The sequence below is a fragment of the Ulvibacterium sp. genome (assembly GCF_965248315.1).
Classification (GTDB): Bacteria; Bacteroidota; Bacteroidia; order Flavobacteriales; family Flavobacteriaceae; genus Ulvibacterium.
Genome location: NZ_CBDFIX010000002.1, coordinates 982941 through 1004944 on the forward strand (window position 1 = coordinate 982941; position 22004 = coordinate 1004944).

General features: G+C 41.3%; 15 protein-coding genes. 5 read left to right on the plus strand and 10 right to left on the minus strand.

What is annotated here, in order from left to right; translation table 11 throughout:
- Nucleotides 1–98 precede the first annotated feature (98 nt).
- Both hemC and hemA read right to left on the minus strand, forming a co-directional pair.
- Entirely contained in the window at nucleotides 99–1682 is a 1584-nt protein-coding gene (gene hemC, locus ACP2AF_RS05740) for a hydroxymethylbilane synthase (RefSeq protein ID WP_425235280.1), read from the minus strand.
- Nucleotides 1682–2935 carry a glutamyl-tRNA reductase gene (gene hemA, locus ACP2AF_RS05745; RefSeq protein WP_425235281.1) on the minus strand — a complete coding sequence of 418 codons (1254 nt, stop codon included), beginning with the start codon at nucleotides 2933–2935 and terminating at the stop codon, nucleotides 1682–1684. The genes hemC and hemA overlap by 1 nt, the downstream gene beginning before the upstream one ends.
- A gap of 203 nt (nucleotides 2936–3138) precedes the next feature.
- Here hemA and ACP2AF_RS05750 point away from each other — a divergent pair, with 203 nt between their 5' ends.
- Nucleotides 3139–4029, plus strand: a complete 891-nt coding sequence (locus tag ACP2AF_RS05750; RefSeq protein WP_425235282.1) for a helix-turn-helix transcriptional regulator — start codon at nucleotides 3139–3141, stop codon at nucleotides 4027–4029.
- Here the strand turns inward: ACP2AF_RS05750 and ACP2AF_RS05755 are convergent.
- The 5 genes from ACP2AF_RS05755 to ACP2AF_RS05775 form a co-directional block, all read right to left on the minus strand.
- Complete coding sequence (locus ACP2AF_RS05755; RefSeq protein WP_425235283.1) at nucleotides 4026–4871, minus strand: N-acetylmuramoyl-L-alanine amidase-like domain-containing protein; 846 nt, start codon at nucleotides 4869–4871, stop codon at nucleotides 4026–4028. The genes ACP2AF_RS05750 and ACP2AF_RS05755 overlap by 4 nt on opposite strands.
- Nucleotides 4872–5125: 254 nt before the next feature.
- Nucleotides 5126–6505, minus strand: a complete 1380-nt coding sequence (locus ACP2AF_RS05760; RefSeq protein ID WP_425235284.1) for a hypothetical protein — start codon at nucleotides 6503–6505, stop codon at nucleotides 5126–5128.
- Between the two features lie 13 nt (nucleotides 6506–6518).
- Complete coding sequence (locus ACP2AF_RS05765; protein ID WP_425235285.1) at nucleotides 6519–7832, minus strand: hypothetical protein; 1314 nt, start codon at nucleotides 7830–7832, stop codon at nucleotides 6519–6521.
- Nucleotides 7833–7934: 102 nt separating this feature from the next.
- The gene (locus ACP2AF_RS05770; RefSeq protein ID WP_425235286.1) at nucleotides 7935–11456 is read right to left on the minus strand and encodes a TraB/GumN family protein; all 3522 of its coding nucleotides are present in this window, start codon (nucleotides 11454–11456) and stop codon (nucleotides 7935–7937) included.
- 166 nt (nucleotides 11457–11622) lie between these two features.
- On the minus strand, nucleotides 11623–12699 hold the full coding sequence (locus tag ACP2AF_RS05775; RefSeq protein WP_425235287.1) for a mechanosensitive ion channel family protein: 1077 nt from the start codon (nucleotides 12697–12699) through the stop codon (nucleotides 11623–11625).
- Between the two features lie 169 nt (nucleotides 12700–12868).
- Between ACP2AF_RS05775 and hemH the strand changes: the two genes are divergently transcribed.
- From hemH to ACP2AF_RS05790, 3 genes are all read left to right on the plus strand, one after another.
- Complete coding sequence (hemH, locus tag ACP2AF_RS05780) at nucleotides 12869–13903, plus strand: ferrochelatase (RefSeq protein ID WP_425235288.1); 1035 nt, start codon at nucleotides 12869–12871, stop codon at nucleotides 13901–13903.
- A 99-nt stretch (nucleotides 13904–14002) separates the two neighbouring features.
- Nucleotides 14003–15391 (plus strand): MATE family efflux transporter, encoded by a 1389-nt coding sequence (locus tag ACP2AF_RS05785; RefSeq protein WP_425235289.1) that lies wholly within the window; start codon nucleotides 14003–14005, stop codon nucleotides 15389–15391.
- A 141-nt stretch (nucleotides 15392–15532) separates the two neighbouring features.
- Nucleotides 15533–16630 carry a lactonase family protein gene (locus ACP2AF_RS05790; RefSeq protein ID WP_425235290.1) on the plus strand — a complete coding sequence of 366 codons (1098 nt, stop codon included), beginning with the start codon at nucleotides 15533–15535 and terminating at the stop codon, nucleotides 16628–16630.
- A gap of 47 nt (nucleotides 16631–16677) precedes the next feature.
- On the opposite strand, the gene ACP2AF_RS05795 is transcribed toward ACP2AF_RS05790, so the two are convergent.
- Genes ACP2AF_RS05795 through ACP2AF_RS05805 form a run of 3 tightly spaced genes read right to left on the minus strand, consistent with a single transcriptional unit; the run spans nucleotide 16678 to nucleotide 20792 of the window.
- The gene (locus ACP2AF_RS05795) at nucleotides 16678–16989 is read right to left on the minus strand and encodes a hypothetical protein (RefSeq protein WP_425235291.1); all 312 of its coding nucleotides are present in this window, start codon (nucleotides 16987–16989) and stop codon (nucleotides 16678–16680) included.
- Complete coding sequence (locus ACP2AF_RS05800; RefSeq protein WP_425235292.1) at nucleotides 16986–18326, minus strand: PepSY-associated TM helix domain-containing protein; 1341 nt, start codon at nucleotides 18324–18326, stop codon at nucleotides 16986–16988. Before ACP2AF_RS05800 ends, ACP2AF_RS05795 begins: the two co-directional genes overlap by 4 nt.
- A gap of 6 nt (nucleotides 18327–18332) precedes the next feature.
- A complete protein-coding gene (locus tag ACP2AF_RS05805) occupies nucleotides 18333–20792 on the minus strand; it encodes a TonB-dependent receptor domain-containing protein (protein WP_425235293.1) in 2460 nt (819 codons plus the stop codon).
- Nucleotides 20793–20895: 103 nt separating this feature from the next.
- On the opposite strand from ACP2AF_RS05805, the gene ACP2AF_RS05810 reads away from it, so the two are divergent.
- Nucleotides 20896–21924, plus strand: coding sequence for a LytR/AlgR family response regulator transcription factor (locus ACP2AF_RS05810; RefSeq protein WP_425235294.1), 1029 nt, complete (start codon nucleotides 20896–20898; stop codon nucleotides 21922–21924).
- The last annotated feature ends 80 nt before the right edge of the window (nucleotides 21925–22004 follow it).

Sequence of the window (22004 nt, forward strand, 5' to 3'; positions counted from 1 at the left end):
CTTAAAACCAAATGCTCATTTTTTTAGCCTGGATCCAGAGGTGCTTTTGTTGTTCGCTTTCCTAATCCAATGTTTTTCGAGCGCCATTTAAAAAAGCCCTATTTTTGGTCATAGTTTTCGTTCACCTTATCTATTACACTTTCAATGGTAGGTATTCGAGCTAGATGGACGTCGGCAAAGTGCTTTCTGGCAAACTTGGCGGTAGTTTCGCCAATGCAATATGCAATTTTATCGGCCGGATTCTTTAACAAATAGCTTTCTATGCCAGAGGGACTAAAAAACAATACTCCCTCTACTCCATTGGCTATCTCTGTAGGAGAATATTTGGTTCTATACGCTTCCACTTCGTTTACGGTGATGTTATTTTCTGATAGAATGGTCGGTAGGTCATCCAATCTTTGATGGCTACAAAAATAAGTTACTTCCAAGCCGTCCATATACTCCACTAGGTGTTGGGCCAATTTAATGGCGTTTTTCTCCTGATGTTTTACAGGGCCTATCCGTTTTTCAATAAGGCGCTTTGTCTTACGGCCCACACAATAAATATTTTCAAACTGTAACGTATCCGCCGTATTATGGGTCAAAATTGCCTCTACGGCATTTTGACTGGTAATGATGACATTTTTAATCTTTGATTTTAGGACTACCGAGGGAATCCTGGAAGGATTCACTTGAATAAAATCCTCAGAATCTACGGTTACCGATTCCCTGAACCGAGAAAGTTGATCTGAAGTCAGTTTTTTTGTAGAGAAAACGGTAGGGCTCTTTGTTAAACCTCCCTGTATTTCTGACATTAAACGTTTCCCTCCACGGGCCAGAATACTATTGGCACAGTCGCGACCGAGATTGTGATGCTCGCCCACTCTTGCGGAAAGTTCCGACTCCAACTTTTTACTGCCATCCGTACTTAGCAGAACACCTTGTAGAACAACACGATCTTCTTCTATTTTTGCCAAAGCTCCGATCGGGGCGGTACAACCGCCTTCCAACTTGTTCAGAAATTGACGTTCAACCGTGGTACAAATTTCGGTTGGCTCATCATTGAGTTCCGTACAAGCGTTCAATATCTCAACGTCTCCTTTTCTGGCAACAACTACAATGGCCCCTTGAGCTGGTGCTGGCAACATCCAGGTCAACCCTATAGTATTTTTATGTTTTATACCAATGCGTTCCAGACCAGCCGCGGCGAATATGGCACCATTCCAATCGCTGTTTCTTAGCTTTTCGATTCTTGTGTTCACATTGCCTCGTAAATCCGTAGTGGTATGGGTAGGATAACGATTGAGCCATTGCGCCTTTCTTCGGAGACTCCCCGTTGCAATCACGGCATTTTTTTGGGCCAAAAATTCCTGATTGGTCTTATACGCCAGGATATCCAGAAAATTACCTCGTTCCAAAACAGCCGCCTGTACAATATCGTTGGGCAAGATGGTGGGCACATCCTTCATGGAATGCACCGCAATATCTATTTCACCTTTCAATAAGGCCACATCCAAGGTTTTGGTAAAAATTCCTGTTATCCCAAGTTCGTGAAGCGGTTTGTCCAGTACCAAATCCCCTGTGGATTTAACGGGAACCAGTGCAGTTTGGTGACCAAGATTTTCCAGCTTTTCCTTTACCGTGTTTGCCTGCCAAAGCGCAAGTTCGCTATCGCGGGTTCCAATTCGGATGATTTTGCCCATTACGATTTCACTTCCAATTGAAACACTTTCTGGATGAGTTCCAGACTATCATCAGCATCGGTATGGGTTTCCTTGAGATGATTGGCAAATTGTTTGGTTATTTTTTGGATGATTCGATTTGTAATTACATCTGCCTGCTCTTCATTAAAATCCGACATTTTTTTAGCTTGGTAATCCAATTCCTCATCCTTCATGGTCTTTAATTTCTTCTTAAGTGCACTGATTACCGGAGCAAACTTGCGCGTTTCCAACCACTGGATAAAATCACATTTAATATCTTCAATAATGGCCTCCGCCTGAGGGATAAACTGTTTCCTGCGCTCAAGGGTCTCATCGGTCATTTGGGAAAGCTGGTCTAGATGTATAAGTGTAACATTGTCCAATTCCACAACATCATCCGCCACATTCTTGGGAACGGAGAGGTCCAATATTAACAATGGTTTTTTGGTGTAAATAAGTTCCTTGGAAACGGTAGGATGATGTGCTCCAGTTGCCACTACCAGTATATCCGCATTCCGAATTTCACTTTGCAGCTCCCCATAGTCCTTGACGGTTAGATTAAATTTGCCCGCTATTTTTTCCGCTTTGTCCTTTGTACGGTTTATTAAGGTGATGTGAGGGTTTTTTGTGTGTTTGATCAGATTTTCACAGGTGTTTCTACCAATTTTCCCAGTACCAAAAAGGAGAATATTCTTCTGTGAGATATTGGGAACGTTTTTTAGAATGTAGTGTACGGAGGCAAAGGCCACCGATGTAGCACCAGATGAAAGCTCTGTCTCATTTTTAATCCGTTTACTGGCTTGAATAACCGAATTGCAGAGCCGTTCAACAAACGGATTTGCCATATTGTGCCTTTTTGAACGATTGAAGGCCTTTCTAAGTTGGCTGATAATCTCAAAGTCACCAAGGATTTGACTATCAAGCCCCGTGCCTACCCGAAAAAGGTGACCTATGGCGTCGTTGTTCTTATAAACATAGGCCACTTCTTGAAACTCCTCAACGGTCCCCTGGGTGTTGTCACATAACAATTTTATCAATTGAAAGGGATGTTGTGCGAAACCGTGCAGTTCAGTGCGATTGCAAGTTGAGGTTACAAGAAGACCATCAATGCCTATTGCCTTGGCATCCACTAAAAGTTTATCCATGGCCGTCTCTTCCAAACTGAATTTACCGCGTACCTCGGCATCGGCCTTTTTATAATTTAGGCCGATCGTATAAAATGAATTGTGTCTGGAAATATGGTAGTCTTTCATATAAACCAAAGAATCGAAAGCAAAAATAGAAGCATAGCCTCAATAAAAATAACGCCAGAGGTTCTTTTAATAACGTTTGAAGTGTTTTTGGGCCAAATTCAGGAGTAATCCGACCAAAACCCTTATTTTTGTAGGAAATAAAGGAGGTTTGACCTATGCTATTTAGAATAATTCTAAATAGAATAACAAAATGATACTAGCTTATGCTACAAAAAAATGTCGTTCAAGGTTCTTATGATGAAGTCCTTATAGAAAATGGATTTTACGTATTGAAAATTCAAAATGATACCGCTGATTTTCAAAAACTTACCCGTGAAATCGATAGTTCTTTTATACAGTTTCATTTTTGCCTTAAAGGGCATGCCAAGTTCATTTTCAATGAGGGCCGTTATGCGCTGGAAGTCTCCGAAGAGAATTCCCTTTTACTTTATAATACCCAATTGGATTTGCCTATGAACGTAATGTTGGACCCCAATTCCTGGATGGTTTCCATTGTGATGACCATACGCAAGTTTCATTCCCTTTTCTCAAAAGAGGCCCATTACATTCCCTTCCTGAGCCCCGAAAACCAGGAAAAGAAGTATTATTCCCAAGAAGCGGTATCTCCCGCCATAGCAGTGGTCTTGAGCCAAATAATGAATTATAATCTCCATCCCTCCGTAAAGGAACTGTATATCCACGGCAAGGTATATGAATTGGTCTCGCTTTATTTCAATAGAAATACGGATGCCGATGTGGAGCAATGTCCCTTTTTGGTGGACGAGGATAATGTTAGACGTATTCGCCAGGCTAAGGAAATTATCATTTCCCAAATGGCCGAACCTCCTAGTTTGCAAGCTTTGGCAGAGGAGATAGGGTTGCCTCTAAAAAAACTGAAGGAAGGGTTTAAGCAGATTTACGGTGACTCCGTCTACAGTTTCCTTTTCGATTATAAGATGGAACATGCACGGCGATTATTGGAAACTGGGCAAAACAATGTTAATGAAGTGGGCCTTAAAATCGGTTATAGCACGGCAAGCCATTTTATAGCCGCCTTTAAAAAGAAATATGGAACAACTCCAAAGAAGTATGTAATGTCCTTGGCGAATGCCTAAGGGTTTGGTCTTGCCACCATAATGCCCGTATTTTTCTTTACTTTTTTTAAATAATCGGATAACGGGAGTTCGGTAACCTCAACCTCCATGGAGCCTGTGGAGGCGTGTAACAAATGAATTCTTCCATCTTTTTCACGCGTTGCAATGCCTGTATGGGTAACATCCAAACCATTAATGGATGTGGCCAGGGCAATGATATCTCCGGATTGAATCAAATGCTCGTTGGATTCAATTTTGTCTTGGGGTAAAACACAGATGGATTGGTCGTTCAGGTAGTTTTCTGAAGCTTGTATTTTCTTGAAATTCGCATCATCCTTTAGGAATGGATATAAATCCCTATGGGTGCTCATGAAATTGATATCCTTAGTAATTTCCATTCCTCCTATTTCCGACGTGATATCCTTCAACAACCCCTTCTTTTCATTATTGGCGATCCATTCCGAAAAATAGTGCAGACGGGATGCATAACCCTCCAGCTTGCCATCTTTATACCGAATGGTTTCCAAGGCTTGTGTGAAATCGTCAAAGTCGCCCTGGCCCTCTTTTAGCAGTTTACCAAAGGCCAACACGTTTTCTACAAAAGTAGTACAGTCCAACCCATGAAGGTTAATGACCAGGGTTTCAATATCGCCCACTTCCAAGGTCTTGGCCACATAGGGCGTGCCCATAAAGGTTTTACCAATGGCCACCATGGTCTTTCCAAAATCATTTTCCAGCAATCCATCAATGGCTATGGTCTTGTTTTCAAAAGCTTGTTTGTCTGCCGGGGAACAGGTGATTTGTTGTGCAGCTATAGGCCAACTAAAAAAAGCTATTAATATGAAAAGATTTTTTTTGAACATTTACTATTTAGCAGTCTGATAATCTTTCAAAAGCAAGTTAAAACTACTTGAGCAATATTCAATAGGATTTAAAACTTTTTAAGGAGTCAAGCAACTATTTTGTTACATAAAAATTAACCTTTGAAGTACTTCCTCATAATCAATATCTGGTATGATTTTTCTAACGGATGGTGTTAAAATGCAGAAATATCAATAACCCTTTGTTTGGGTTCATAAAATAACTCAGACTATGAACAAAAATGCTTTTGAGGTCTTTATTCCTTGAATAGGGTTATGTATTCCAGTTCTAAATCCTGATTCCATCTATCTTGATTGGCTTCATAAGAGTTAAAAATAAATTCTGAATAGGTTTCTGAACGCAGATAAAAATCCGTAAAGGCGTATACCATATTTTCCAAATCAATTTTTGGATACATAGAAACGAATTCTTCGGGAATTTCTCCCAAAATTGGATATGCAGTTGAGGTGGAATGGATTTTTCTCAAAGTTAACCCAGTGGTGCCATCGCCTTCATCATTTCTAACAGACCATGAACTTATTTTATGACCATATTCCAAATCGGTAATTATCTCAAAATCACTAATGGCATCATTTAAAAAAGTCACCATAGGTTTGTCAGGCACAGAAACATCCATAGGGTTTTCCCCTTGCTTAACATAATACCACTTGTAATCTGGAAGCTGTACTTGTGCTGTAATCTGATATTTTGTAAAGCGTTCCAAAATGGGAATTTGTATGTAAGATTGATCTGTAGAAATGTTCAGTGGATGAGACTTAATCGTGCCGGGCTCGATAAGGCTATAACCTGAGTTGCGGTATGTCTGGCCCTCATCCAAGGCCCTGGCCGAAAAGAATTTCAGATTGCTTGGTGGAGATATGATTTTGGCGGTAAAATTGACAGGTTCAAGATTTTCAAAATTGATAGGGGAAGTGTCGCCCATATCAGAAGGGGCGAAAAACGTATACCTTAGATTCTTATTCTCCCCATCCTCTACAAAAAGCAGATAATCCTTGTCTTGAATTAGACGGATATTCTGTATTTCCATCGAAGTCTTTCCGGAAATGGGAGATGATACCGACACGTTTTCGGGCAATGCCGGTGCAACGTTGGTAGATAACGAAAAATAGGGGATGCCTACATTTGGATTTGGTATGTTGTTGATGGTCTGATTAAATGTCCCGTTCAAAATGGCCCCACTTGGTTCCAGTTTGTAGGTATTAAGAAACCATTCACTTCCTTTGGCAATTCCTGGAAACGTCTCAAACTCATGTCTGAATTCATTGAGCCTAAAATAATGATGGAAGATTGTAACCGTAAGATTAGCTGGCATCTGTAAATCTGAAGTTTCGAAAACGATGTTGCTCCCATTTTCGAACTTTTTATAATCCAGTAAACCTCCGTTTTCATCGTGAATAAAAATCCAATTGTTAATTTCCTCCGAGCCTGGAGGGGCGGATTCATAAGCATTATCTACATTAAGGGTAAAGTAAACCTCACTTTCAGATTCGCTGGGCTCTTCCTGTTTAGGTTCTTCCCTGGAATCAGGGGTCGGAGCAGGGGTGTCATCCTTTGAGCAATTCAAATTAATTAATAAGGTCAATAGAAAAAATAAAACTCTTACGTATCTGGACATAGCTATTTTAGCTTTAAAAGTTGGTGAAAACAAACCCTTCTTCAATAAAATCTCCCTTTTTTTCCTTATTGGTCATCTGATTAAATAGCTCTTGTTGGGAAAACCCTTGAGTTATCAGATTGATCGATTGAAGTTCTAAGCTTTCCGGATTCATAGCAGGATATTTCAATAGGATTTCTTCGGGCAATTCTCCCACTTTATGTGATGTATTTCCAGATGAACGGACGTACCATATTGTTTCGGAATAAATTCCGTCACCATCTGTAAAGTTACGGGAGTGCGTAGTGTTTTTGGTAATGAAGTTTTTATCACTTGCAAAGCTAAGATCATATAAAGATGCATTTTCCAATGTAAAAGAGGGCCTCATAGGGATAGCAATATCCTCCACCATTGCACCGCTTTGGGAAAAGCTGTATGACCATCCATCCGACCTTATGCTGAATTCCGTTCTATACTTTTCATAAATGTCCAAATAGCCAGCTCTTGTCATAGTCGGAGCACTAAAATCAAGATTAAAACTTAAAGTTTGCCCAGTCCAGAAATAATTGGGGTCATCACTTGAATAACCCTGTATATATAACAGTGCAAAATCATTAGTAGGCAAATCAATTTCCAAATAAGTATCATATTCCAAAAATTGCGAATAGTCTATGATGCTATCTAGGCCATCTTGTGGTTTGGGCAAGAAAACATACTTATGGCCATCGGAATTGTCATAAATGCTTAAGAGGTAATCCTCGTTCTCATATAATGGAATATCAATTAAATTCAAGGTTGAGTTATTGAAATCACCTTCAACTTGAGTGTCCGAAGCATTCAATGATCCTCTCGGCGTTGATAGGGTATTTGACTTAAGCCCGGGAATATTTTCAATCCTAAGACTAAACTTGCCCATAAGATTCCCTTGGGGAGGATTGTGAAAATTGTTCCAGACACTTCCCGGCTCAATATCCGTGTAGGTCAGCAATGAATGAAATGGATTGTTTCCCCCATCAACGGAATAAAAGAACTCAGTAATACTAATCTTCTCAGGAATAGAGTCCTTAATTCCCAAAAATTCTACTGGCCCACCATCTTCAATCATTTTATAATCAATAAGTTGGCCTTCGGAATCGTGGATAATAATCCAATTATCGGCATCCGAGGGATAGCTGCTATAGGTAAAATAAACTTCGGTTTCTGGTTCATTTGGGTCCTCGGGCTCAGGTTTAGGCTCCTCCAGTTTGGGTTCTTCTTTCGAATCGGAATCGGGAATAAGAGTTTCGTCCTTTGAGCAATTGGTAAATACAAATACCAAGGAGAGCACAAGTAGTTGGGATAGTCGCATTATCGGGGGTTTAATATTTATTAAGCCGTAAAAGTAAAGGATTTTGTAGGAATTGAAAACAGTATTTGGATGATATGGCACATTTTTGCGGTAAACAGAAAATCAATATCCGTGATACCCATATCCGCCATAACCCGTAGGCCGGTAAACCTGGGCACGTTTCCGATCCTTTAGGAAAAACTCTTCCGTGGCATAGTTGATCGCGTCCTCTTCCGTGTCCGTGTCCTCAATACGCAATCCTTCGTTTTTATAAAACGGCTTTGCCGTAAGTCCCTTTCCCTTTTCAAAGACAACTAGGCGCATGGTAAAGTTGGTGTCATAATCCTGATTGTTCCGAGTCTTAAAATAATACCCATTGTAGGTCTTACCGCGATATTGCAATGTAAGCTCCGCTACAAAAAGAACGGAATCCTGGTTTTGCAAGTAGGGCCGCTGTTCAAAAAGTAGGGATTCCGCCAGATACTTTTCGCTTTTATATGTTTTGGGAAATACATTCAACTTGTTAATTTCCTTAAACTTATTAAAAAGCAACAATCTACTATTAACGTTCTTGGCCAAACCTATTAGCATCGTTTGGGGAATTGGAGATTCTTCCTGAGCCATTAGCATGGCAAAGGTTGTGCGAATTCTTCGGTCCTTTACCCATTGCAGACGTTCAAAAAACTCGGCCACTTCTTTTTCCTTGCGAAAAGGAAATAACAGAATGGCATAGTTTTCTAGAATCCCACTACTTTGATTACGAATTTTTTTGTGGTAAGTGTTCTGTAGGTTTGTACCGGACAAACCCATTTGTCGTTTCAATTGTATTTTGGCATCGTTCAAGATTTGTTTTCGGTATTTTTTGTAACGCTTAGGTTTGATCAGACCTTTGGCCTTTAATTTTGCGAGCATAGAAAAAATACTGGGCTTGTATTCGGCTATGGCACTATAATCCAATAGTTCCGGAAACAACTTTTTAGCCAAAGGCAGGCTATCCGTGTAAGGTCTAAATATCTTATGGATTTCCAAGGTGTTGGACACCAGAGGCAAATCTTTTGATAAAAGTTCCAGCAGAACCTCTGCTGATTCCTCATCCACCTTTTTCGTCAAGGCCTGCAAGATTTTGGTCTGGGCACTGGAATTGTTATAGGAACCTACATAAAAATCGGTCAAGAAGGGTATCACTTTGGGGTCGCCCAACTTTCCCAACTGCTGTATCAAATAGGATTGAATATATTTTTTGTCCTCAGGATACTTAAATTCCGAGATATAATACTTCAGGGAATCAATGTGCTTTTTTTGGAATTTGACAAACTTATGGCCTTCCAGTATAATACTGTCATTGGCACGTAATGCAGCAAAAAATGTGGATGTCTTGTCCTTTAATATATCCTTTCCGATAAGGGTATCAAAAGGTTCAAAATGTTCGAAGAACTTGGCAACAAAGGGGGTGGGGCCTAGTACGGTATCTGTCTGTGCTTTCAGTTCATAGAACAAACCTCCTTTTACTATGTTTTTAACTAGGATACCACGCGTACTGGCCGTATCCGTTAATACCATTTTTAGTTCATAATGACCACTATTGTAGAGGGTGTCTTTTGCGCTTAGAATATTCAGTCCATTTTTGGTCTGGAGTTTTTTTCGGTAAGCCCATACGGAATCAATATTGGAATACATCATCAAATCGTGGGATTTGTTCAGTTCCAAAGTGATGGCTTCGTTGTTCTTGTTTTGGTAAATGGTCTTTTTCGTGTAGCCTTCATAAGCCTTGGGCTTATGCCGTCCGTTTCGGTACATTTTGCTGTTTTCCACAAACTTTGGTGGTTTTACCGTGGTGACCGTTGTGAAGAACAATGCCGTATCCCTAATCTTTTTAAAGGGTTTATTATGATTAACTTCCTTTGACCGGAAAGAGTCAAAAAATATATTTGCCTTTTCAGGGCTTTTGGTAAGGCAGCCCATTAAATAATAATCACCTCGGTTAAAAACGGTTTTTAAATAAAGTTCCTTTTTGGCAATGGAATCCAAAACCGATTTGGATACCAAACTATTGTTTTTGATTTTCTGGTAAGTGGGGATCAGTTTCAATTCCTTATAGAACCGTTGTTGTATTTTTTTTAATTCGAAAGAGTCTTCCTCTATAAAATTAAAATCGTTTAAAGTGGCTTTCCGTAAGAAATAATAGGTATCGGTTATGGAATCAAATCCTTGGATGAGGCGGTCTCCTTTTCGATATCGATTGGGAAAACTGTACAAGGGTGGCATTTTGACCTGAAAATCGACATAGCCCGAAGTAACCTTAATGTTTTTAGCATTTTCCTTTTTAAACTGGATACTATTAAAAATAGTGTCGGAATATTGGGTGACATAGTCGTCCTGACCACCCATTTTAAAAATTAGAATTTCCAAGGGAGTCACGTAAATATGATAACGCTGATGATCTCCGTTTTTCAATTTGTTTTTGATATCCAAGCCTTGGAATCCATTTCTACTGATTCGGGTCTTCTCCAATATTTTTCCGGGAATATTCTCGAACAATAGTTTGTCCAGGTCTTCGAGCGTATAGGTGGCATCTTGCTTTAGATGCGAAAAAGTGGGAATACGGTTTACCATAACATAGCTCCCATTGGCCAAATCCGGAGAAATGTAGGTGGTGTTTACATAACCTGCAATGGGGTAAAGTTTGTTCGGCAGGACCAGACTAAAGAAATTGTCATCTGGTGAAAAGGGGGCATATTCGTTTTCCTTTATCGATTTTTCAAACTTCTCCTTTAATCTTCTGCCTTTGGCTGTAGACCGGGAGGTAAGGGGACGAACGGTGTACCCCATTTCCCGAAGCATGGCAATGACTCCTTGTCGTCCGGGCAAGTGGGCCGCTCCGATACCTGTAAACACTTTTGCCTTACGCATTACGGAATCCAGTTCCCTGGCCATATTGCGATTGCGGATAAAGAGCATGTTTTTTAAGTAATGGTCCGTATACATGGCCTTGTCCAAGGAATCCAAAAGATTTATGTTCCGGTTGCGGTAAGCATCCTGCAATAAGGTCATGGGGTCCTGTTGTTGCATTTTCTTTTGCAGCCACTCATCCGGTTTTTGCTTCATGGCATTTAAACTTGCACGGCCCACCAATGCAGTGGATTCTTCAAGATTTTCCAAGGCAATGACTTTCTTATCAAATTTTTTCCCGGTCTGGTAAATGAACATGTCCAGATAGGTTTCTTCCTCAAAATTCTGGGAATATGCATTGGTTCTATAGAGGATGTTATTGACCCGTTGATCCTCAAAGGCCAAATAACCCGCTATCTCTTCTTTTCTTGGGTTTCTAATGGTAAAGGGATACCTATAAAAACCTTTAGGGTTAAAGCTACTGCCTTGTCCCGTTGCCGTAAAACCGATATTCTCATCTGCTTCCAACCAAGTATCCGGATCGGATTCCAAGGCCACAACCTCACTTTTGTCCAACGCTTGGTAGAAAACATCGTCCAACCGGAATGCGATACGCTTGCTTACATGCATAGTTCCGTAGAGGTAGGAACTTTGCTCCAACCCGTTACCGGATATCTCCCAAAGAAGGCTGTTTTCCTCTTGTGAAAAAGTGGAAAAAGAAGAAATACCTAGAAGAAAAGCGAAAAAGTAATGCATTGCTATTTTTAGTTTTGCCCATTTCCTGTATCCTACCTTTTATCTATATGTTGGCAGATTTATGTATCATGCAAGTTAGAATACCAATACAAAATTAGGAAAGAGTATTCGGTGTCCTATCCCTATAAACCGTTAAAACGGGCAACGAGTTTGAGTATAACGTCTTTTAGCCTTTGGTATTTTTACCTTGTCCTTCTTTTTTTAGGTAAATGCGGTTATGGGCCAAACTCTCTGGATAGTTTTGTTGCAGAAAGGAAATCAATTTTTCTCGGACCCATACGCGAAGCTCCCATGCCGTACCGGAATCCTTTGCACTCATTAAGGCCCTTACTTCGACATATTCAGCTTTGGAATCGGTAACCTGGATATTATTTACCTCCCCATCCCACAAATCACTATTCTCCAAAATGCGGGTCAGTTCCTTGCGAATGGCCTCAAATGACACACGATAATCCAAGTATAGATAAACGGTGCCCAAGATATCGGCAGAGGTCTTGGTCCAGTTCTGAAAAGGCCTTTCTATAAAATAAGTAGTCGGGACCACCAAACGGCGTTTATCCCAAATTTTTATGACCACATAGGTAAGGGTTATCTCTTCTATCCGGCCCCATTCGCCTTCCACAATTACTACATCATCAATTTTTATAGGTTGTGTTATGGCAATTTGGATACCTGCTAAAATAGTCCCTATCATTTTTTGGGCAGAAAACCCTATAATAATACCCGCCACCCCGGCAGAAGCAAAGATACTCACCCCAATTTCTCGGATACCTTCAAAGCTCATAAGGGCAATGCCTATGGCCAATATGACCACGATAAATATTATGATACGTTCCAGAATGTTAAATTGCGTGTATACTTTCCTGGCCTTATAATTATCAGAGGCCGCAACATCATATTTGTTGAGAATCAAATATTTAATTACACGTAAAACTTTGATTAATAACCAGGTAAAAGCAAAAATAAAGAGTAGGGCACTGGCTTTTTTAAACCAATAGGTATATTCTTCGAAGCCTAATAATTGCCGCAGAGACTGCATACGTAGCAACAAGGAGAACAGAATTAGGAAGAGTGGTAGGCTTACTTTTTTTACCGTATCGGTAGGAATCAGATATTTAGGGTTTTTGCCATATCGTTTCAGTATTCGTACAATTAGCACATAAACCACCAAAAGAAGTATACAACCCCCAGCCAAGAAGAGGATGGATTCATAGGTTGTGTTTTTTAATAACTCGTCAAGCATACAAAGTGGATTTTCATTTGTACATATCCCAACATAAAGGTTTTATGATAGACTTTGTTAAGATGATGTAAAATATTGATTTTTTCTATAACAAAATCAGAAAACATTCGATGGAAAGGATGGGAAGTTTTGTTACAAGCCTTATTTTTACGGGCATTAAAAAAATTCTATGGCTAAAGGCGTTTTATTGGTCAATTTGGGTTCTCCGGATAGCCCGACTCCTAAGGATGTAAAACCATATCTGGATGAATTTTTAATGGACGAGCGGGTTATTGATGCACCTAAGTGGCTGCGTACCCTTTTGGTCCGTGGGATAATTCTTCAGACCCGGCCTAAAAAGTCGGCCAGTGCTTATGCCAAAATTTGGTGGGACGAAGGCTCGCCATTGATTGTCATCTCCGAGCGTTTTGCGGATAAGGTTCAAAAGCAATTGAAGATTCCAATGGCCTTAGGGATGCGATATGGAAGTATGAGCATTAAAAAGGCATTGGAGGAACTTTCGGAAAAAGGGGTGGATGAGGTATTATTGGTTCCCCTATATCCACATTATGCCATGTCCTCATATGAGACGGTGGTGGTAAAGACGATGGAGGAAAAACAGGCACATTTCCCCAAAATGAAATTAACAACCTTGCCCGCCTTCTATAAAAGTCCTGAATACATCAAAGTACTTTCAGAAAGCATTGCGCAGGGCCTAAAGGATTTTGAGTACGACCACATTTTGTTTTCCTATCACGGTATTCCGGAGAGACATATTCGAAAGAGCGATCCTACCAAGTTCCATTGTAAGATTGATGGTTCCTGTTGCTACATTAATTCGGTAGCTCACCATACCTGTTACCGCCATCAGTGCTATGATACCACAGAGTTGGTCAAATCCTACCTGAAGTTAGATGAAAACAAAACAAGTTCTTCCTTTCAGTCCCGTTTGGCCGGAGACCCTTGGCTCAAGCCCTACACCGACTTCGAGTTTGAACGTCTGGCCAAGGAGGGCAAAAAACGCTTGGCCGTGATTACCCCGGCCTTTGTTTCTGATTGTTTGGAAACTCTGGAGGAAATCGCCATGGAGGGCAAGGAACAGTTTACAGAAGCCGGCGGGACGGATTACAAACATATCCCTTGTCTAAATGATAGTGAATCATGGGTTGGGTTAATGGCAAAGTGGATAAATGAATGGCAGGCATCCGATGTGTTGCCGGTTTAATAAAGTTTCCATAGCGGTCAGACAAACCGCTACAAAAGAATAACAATATATCAAATTGCTTTCCCTTTCCACTTTTGGAAAGCTGGCAATAAAGCAAAAATGGCAAAAGTCTCATCGGAACAGCTGGGTACCGAACCTATAGGTCAACTCTTGATAAAGCAAGCAGTACCTGCTAGTATCGGTATCCTGGTAATGTCGCTCAACATCTTGGTCGATTCTATTTTTGTGGGAAATTGGATCGGTTCCATTGCCATTGCGGCCATCAATGTGGTACTTCCGGTTTCATTTTTTATTGGGGCCTTGGGGATGGCCATTGGCATAGGAGGCTCCAGTATTATCTCACGGGCCCTAGGAGCCGAAAACAAGGAAAAGGCACTGAAGGTTTTTGGGAACCAGGTTACCTTGACCTTGTTGGTTACTATCTCCATGGTGGTGGTGGGTCTTTATTTCGTGGATGACCTTATCCCTACATTTGGAGGCAAGGGCACTATCTTTGAGCCTGCCAAGATTTACTATGTTATTGTGGTCTATGGTGTACCTATGCTGGCACTCTGTATGATGGGCAATACGGTGATTCGCGCAGAGGGAAAGCCCAAGTTTGCCATGAATGCCATGATTATTCCTTCGGTAGGCAACCTGTTAATGGACTATATTTTTATCTATGAATTGGATTGGGGCATGCACGGAGCCGCTTGGGCGACTACTTTGGGCTATTTTTTCTGTCTATGTTACATCGTCTGGTTCTTTCTTTCCAAAAACTCGGAACTGAAACTGCGCATGACCGATTTCGGGCTGAACGTGTCCATACTTCGTGAAATTGGATCTTTGGGCTTTGTGACCTTATCGCGCCAAGCTACCATCAGCATCATCTATTTGTTGATGAACAATATTCTTTTTGGTTTGGGAGGAGAGGCCATGGTAGCGGTCTATGCCATCATAGGACGGATGTTGATGTTCGCCTTTTTCCCGGTATTTGGGGTAACCCAGGGCTTTTTACCCATAGCAGGATATAACTATGGAGCCAAAAAATATCCAAGGGTACGGGAAAGTATCAACACGGCAATTAAATATGCTGCGTTTATGGCCACCTTGGTCTTTATCTTTTTGATGGTCTTTCCCTCGGAAATAGCGGCCCTCTTTTTAAGTGATAAGCCGGATATGTCCTCGGTTGAACTGGCGGCCAATGCTTTCGTTCTGGAACACACGCCCTTTGCCATGCGTTGGGTCTTTGCGGCAACACCCATAATCGCCTTACAATTAATAGGGGCCGCCTATTTTCAGGCTATTGGTAAGGCGGTACCAGCACTTTTGTTGACACTCCTACGACAAGGCTTTTTCTTTATTCCCCTGATTTTAATCTTACCGAATTTTTTGGGTGAACTCGGGGTATGGATTTCATTTCCAATTGCGGATGTATTGGCTACCATAGTTACGGGCTTTTATTTGAGGAAAGAGGTCAGGAACACTTTGTTGTCCAGAAGTACATAAAAGACATCCGACTAAAAAAATGGCCACTGCTCACCGATTATTTTTTGAATATAATGTGTTGAAGCCTTAACTTTTTATTTCCCGGTTTCGGCCCATGTCATATTTAGTCCCTATTTTTAAGGTTCTTTTAAAATTGTTTCCATGACCAAGAAGACTTTCATTTCCGCTTACTGCTTAGTTTTTGTTTTTTTAAGCTGTACCTCCGAGGCACCCAAGACCTATTCCCTCTTCATAGGAACATATACCAATGGAGAAAGTGAGGGAATATATAGATATACGTTTCATACGGATACCGGAACATTGGAAGATACCCAATTGGCCGCCACTTTGGTCAACCCTTCTTTTTTGAAGATTTCCCCGAACAAAGAATATCTATATTCTGTAAAGGATGCACCGGAAGGAAAAGGGGCAGTTACGGGATATCGCATAAAAGACGGGACATTGGAGGAAATCAATTCAGAAGTTACTAGTGGCCCACCATTTTGCCATGTAGGGATTTCACAGAATGGCCGTACATTGGCAGCTTCGAGCTATCCAGGCGGAAGTATCTCCATTTTTCAAATCGATGATAAGGGGAAATTACTTCCGGACCCACAGTATATCGACCACAAAATAATCGATACAACGAAGACGTCACATGCACATGCCGCTAAGTTTACCTCGGACGGACTTTTTGTAGCGGATTTGGGACTGGATGCCGTAAAAAGATATGCGGAAGAGAAAGAACAATTTGCCCCAGCAGATCAGTCTTCCTTGGATTTGCCTGAAAAAGCGGGGCCTCGGCACTTTACATTCAGTTCTGATGAGAAGTTTCTATACGTTATTAACGAGTTGAATTCCACGATTACCGTTTTTGAACAAAAGGCCAACGGGGATTACGAAGAAGTGGAAACCCAAAATACGTTGGCCTCGGATTTTGATGAAAAAAGCTATTGTGCGGATATCCATTTGTCCAAGGATGGCCGTTTTCTGTATGGTTCAAATAGAGGGGAAAACACCATTGTCATCTTTAAGGTAGATGCAAATTCCGGAAAATTGAATTTGGTGGGCCGGGAAAGCGTCCGTGGTGATTGGCCTCGTAATTTTGCGTTGGATCCTACAGACGGCTTTCTTTTGGTGGCCAATCAAAAGAGCGATAACATTACCGTTTTTCAAAGGGATAAGCAGACCGGTGAATTAACATACCTCCATGAAACCAAATTGTCAAGCCCGGTATGTTTGGAGTTTTTGGATTTATAGATTTTCTATCACCAGCTACATTTAGGAAAAGATTAGATTCTTCTTATTTAAAAGAAAATATAAAAGTACCCTAGGATATTAATGAAGATCAACAAGCTGATAGCCACAATGCCCTTCCTAAAAAAAAGAGCCAAGAGCTCAAAGCTCGTAATGACCAATAACAGACCCATTACTTTTCGCATTGAAGCGATATAGGCTTTTTTCATTTCAACATCAAGATTGTAAAAGGAAGCTTCAGTGGCATTTTGGGAAACTAACCGCCATTCATTATAAAAGTACAGGATAAGTACTGCATTCAACAATACTAAAGCCAAAACCATTGGGATAGCAACATATTGATTTAGGGAAGCCCGTTTCATGTTTGCAAAGGTTTTTTGAAAAGTCGGGAACGAAGCCATAGAAATAATGCTTTCAGTAGAAGAAATGTCAAAAGACCATAAAACAGGATAATAACCATTAAGGAGGGAACACCAATACCCCAGATGACACTCATAATTCCAACGACCGTGCAGAAGGTGATTATCCCAAATACCCATCGGTATAACAAAGGTCTAAGTTCAATAAACGAAGGCTTTTCCGTCCTTTTTTTCTCGGTTCTCTTTAGATAGATGATAAATCCGCTTAGGGCCAAAAACCCGGAGGTAACAGCAAGGAAAGCATAGAGTATTTTCAACCAAATACCGCCAAAATCACCAAAATGAAAGGACTCCTGAACATAGAACAATTTTCCACCAAAGTTGTCCTCACTAATATTGTACTTCAACAAAGTGTTTAAATTTCTTTTATCCAGGACCAGTTTATTGCTTAACCGTTCATAGACCTGTCCGGGGACATCGCCTACAATTTCTATGGTCCGTGCGCCATCCCTTGAGGGACGTATGGTTTTTGGTATCAATTTGGGGAAGATAGAAGATGATTTCTTCAGGGCTTGATCAAAATCGGCGGTCATCGCCAAATCTTCCTTTGGCGTCAATGGTTTCTCTGCTCGCTTGTAAATATTGGGTCGCTCTATAGAGAAGGTTTTTTGCAGTTGATTTTGAAGGCCCAACCAGGTTCCGGTGACGGCAATCATCAGATTAAACGCCAATGCCAGGACACCTATAAACTTGTGTAAATCGGCCTGACGCATCCTTAGGTTTTTGCTCCGGATTTCGCCCAAAGATTGCTTTTTCATAAATCGCCCATAAATCAAAAAACCGGTAATCGTGGAGATTAAAAGGGCCAGACCGGCCAACCCAACGATTTGCCGCCCCCAAAAGGCTTCATAAAAGCGCACATGGATGTTGCGCAAATAATAATTGAAGGTCTTGTAGTAATTGCGTTCCCCAAGTATCTCCCCTGTATACGGATTTACGAAAACTTCCCAGAATACTGGAAAAATCCGGGGCGCACTTTTGGCCATTAACCGTAGATTGTAGGTTCCTGTCGCTTCTGTTGGAATATATACCTCAAAAAGTTCCTTATCCGGATGGGCCTTGGTCACTGCGGCGGCAATATCGTTTAGGGCCATCTTGGTCGATTCTTTTTCTACCACGTACAATGAAGGATTCAAGGCTTCATCGATTTCCATGCGAAAGAGGGCCGCTGCTCCCGTTAGGCTTAAAAAGGCAATGACCACCCCAGCATACAGTCCCACCCAACTATGGATACGCCATAACAGGTTTTTTTTAGTGGAACGGGACTTTTTTTGGCTCATGCCTCTTTAGAAAGTATAGGATACCGTGGTCATCACGTTTCGGGGCGCACCCGGAAAGGCCCTGATAAAGTCATAACCGCCGACCCAATGGGTTTTATCAAAGATGTTGTTGATATTCAATTGAATCTGGAATTTGTCCAATTGGTAATAAATTGCCGCATCGAACAATTCGTAACCCGGAAATAGTGGGGGTTCCGGGGTACGTACGATAGATCCGAACCGCTCGGTAACAAAATTGGCGCCCAATCCAAAACCGACCCCTTTAAAAGCGCCTCGGTCTATGACGTATTTGCTCCAAATATTTCCGGTATGTCTTGGGGCGTTGGGTTTTTGCCGTCCAATTTCGCTGGGGTCATCACTTTCGGCTATGGTCGCTTCATTAAAGGAATAACTGGCTACCAAACTCCAATTGGGCGCTATTTTTCCGGCCAGGTCAAATTCCACTCCTTTGGATTCCTCTTCTCCGATCTGTATTAGCAAATCGGGCCTAGTAGCGTCATTGGCATTGTATAATTCTCCCTGTTGGGTTAAATAATATAGAGCGATGGAAGCACTCAATCGACCATTAAACCAATCGGTTTTGGCACCGAACTCTATCAATTCACTGGTTAGGGCATCAAAAGGTCCCCCGGCATTGGGATCTGCTATAACACTAGCTGTTTGGGGTTGATAACCCTCAACATAAGTGCCATAAAGATTGATGTTATCGTTCAAGGAATAGACCAGTCCCACGCGGGGTAAAAGCACATCCTGCTCTATTTTTTCCTCTTCACTGGTCTTAAAATTGAGGTCGTCTATGTAATATTCTTGGCGCAGACCCAACAATAATCTGAAATCGCCCCAATTGGCCTGATTTTGAATATAGATACCATGGGAGCTCAACCGACTTGTAGGGAACTGGTTGGTAGCGTACGTGTAGTCGGCAAAATTTCGAATTTGATTGGCCGTGGGATCTGTCAAGTCAAAATGAGGCACATTGGGCACCGGATTACCATCCTCATCCAGCACAAAGGCATCGGCATTGTCCGGATCAAAGCTATTGGAGGTTCCTGAACCATCGGCCAGAAGGTAGCCCCTGGCTTGTAATTGGGATCCCCCGGGCTCCAAAAGTTGCTGAAAATAGTCGTATCCCACCAACAATTGGTTGCTTATCTCACCTATGTCAAAATTGTAATTGAAATAGTTGTTGAAGTTGTCATTGTTCCATTTACGATTACGGATAAATACCCGCATTTCCACTTTTTGGGGATCCCGGGTGCCATCTCCCAAACTGGCAAAAGTATTGGCCGTCCTATGTTCTTGAAGATCTTCGCGGTAGCTACTTCGCATATAAATACTATTAAAGCTAAGTCTATCCGAAAACTCATGACGTAAGGAAAGTGTGGCATTGATGCTTTCTTCCTTTAGGAAATCATTGGCCGCGTTCAATGCTTTGGTGATAGGTACGGAGAAAAGATCGCCATCTCCAAAAACGGCCTGACCCCGATCCAAACGTCCTTCGGAACCTTGATAAACGATATCCACGTTCAATCGGGTTTTATCCGAGGGGAGGAATGAAAAGGAAGGGGCCACTACCAAGTTCTTGTCGAACTGCAAATCCCTAAAATTGCCCGAATTCTCATATCCCAGATTAATGCGATATAACAACTTGCCGTCTTCGGTCATGGGGCCGGTGAAATCGCCCAGGGTGCGGAAAGTATTGAAACTGCCCACGGTAGCCGTGATGGATTGCCGCTCCTCGTCCAAGGGTTTTTTGGTCACACGGTTAATGGTACCTCCCGGGGAAGCGTTCCCGAAAAGGGCGGATGCCGGACCCTTAATGACCTCTACCCTTTCTATGTGTGGAATTAGCTGCTGTTTCCAGAAACTGGTAAAGGCCCGCATACCATTGACCAAGTTTCCGGATGTACGTTGGCCGGATACCCGAAACCCGCGTATGGTGATATCGTTGTAAAATGAAAACTGGTTTACTCCACTGATGTTTTTTACCACATCGTTTACCCGGAAGGCTGCCTGATCTAGGGCTAATTCCTTGGTCACATAACTGATGGCCTGGGGAACGTCCCGTAACAAGGTGGCCGATTTGGTCCCTATAAAAGAGGAGGTATTCTTGTAACCCGTTTCCTTTCTACCGATAATCTCCACGGATTGTAATTGGTTTACGTTTTCAGTAAGCATAAAGTCCAAAGTAATCGTTTGTCCAGCAGCTACCGTTACTGTTTTTTGTACCGTATTAAAACCGATACTACTAGCAATTATAACCTGTTCGCCGGCTGGAACATTATCCAGAACATAGCGACCCTTGGCATCCGACGCGATTCCTAAGCTGGTGCTTTCTACACGGACATTTACAAAGGCTATGGGTTGGTTGTTGTCATCCATAATAGTTCCTGTAACCGTTCCAGTTTGGGCTTGACTACTTAATAAGGCGAAAAAAGAGAGAAGGATAATTGGTATGGTTTTCATATTATTTTTAATTAGATTAATTCTAAATAGATAACAAATATAGAAGCCCATTTTGTTTTGGGCAAGTCTTTTATATGATTTTTTTGTAAAGTCATTGGACCATATGATGCACTACATAAGGAAAGATTTTAGGGTAAATCATCTAGGCTTAGATATCCAATTTGAAACGGCTATCTTTAAGGACTTGGGACGAAACCTTTTAAAAGATTTTCCTGGGTTAGAGGAAATTTGGATTATGTTTTCCGGGATTAAGTTGAAATCGATATCTCATTTTTTTGCACAGCCTTACCCCTTTTATTATAAAGGAAAGGACTTGTCCATAGTGGTTTTTGCAATTTTCGTATTCGTGATTTTCTTCAACTTTTTTGTAGAGCCATTCAATGTAAATCGGGATGAGCACATTATGCACTATTTTTGGATTTCGGTTATCCATTCCCTGGTTCCTATATTAGTTTTGCTTTTACTTGTTGGGCCCTTACTTTATAGGAATGTATGGATTGATTCATGGAACATAAAAAAGGAAACTTTTTTGCTCCTAAGCTTTTTTCTTTTTACCGGGATTGGGCAATTTTTGATTCGGGACCTTATTTATGATAACCCCAATAACTGGTCATGGGGTTATTTTTTTGAGGAAATTCGAAACACCTTTATCGTAGGTACCTTATTGATGCTCATCTTAATCCCCCTAAACTTCAATCGTCTGTATCTCCGGAACCAAAGAAGAGCTGCTCTGTTTCAGGAGAAATCCAGGTCGGTTTTGGACACTAAAAGAAGAGAAGGCCTCACTTCGATTTTTATCAAGACACAGCTTAAAAGTGATGATTTTGAACTTTATCCGGACGAGTTCATCTATGCACGCTCGGACAAGAATTATCTAGAGATTTTCTTGAAGAAAGAAGAAAAATTGCTAAAACAGGTGAAACGGATGACCATAAAGGAGTTGGATGTAAAGCTGTCCTGTTTTTCCTTTATTACCAGAACACACCGTTCCTATCTCGTAAATCTTCATCAAGTAGCTAAAGTTTCCGGGAATGCCCAGGGATACCGTTTGGAGCTAAAGGATGTTCCCGATATCGTTCCTGTATCACGTACAACGATTCATCGTTTTGAACAGCAACTGCAAAAAATTTAAAGGGGTTTTGTTGTCCGTAACAAAAACTTGTCGTTCATCCCAGGACAATTTTCTGCCTTTGGGGAAACCCTACTTTTGGC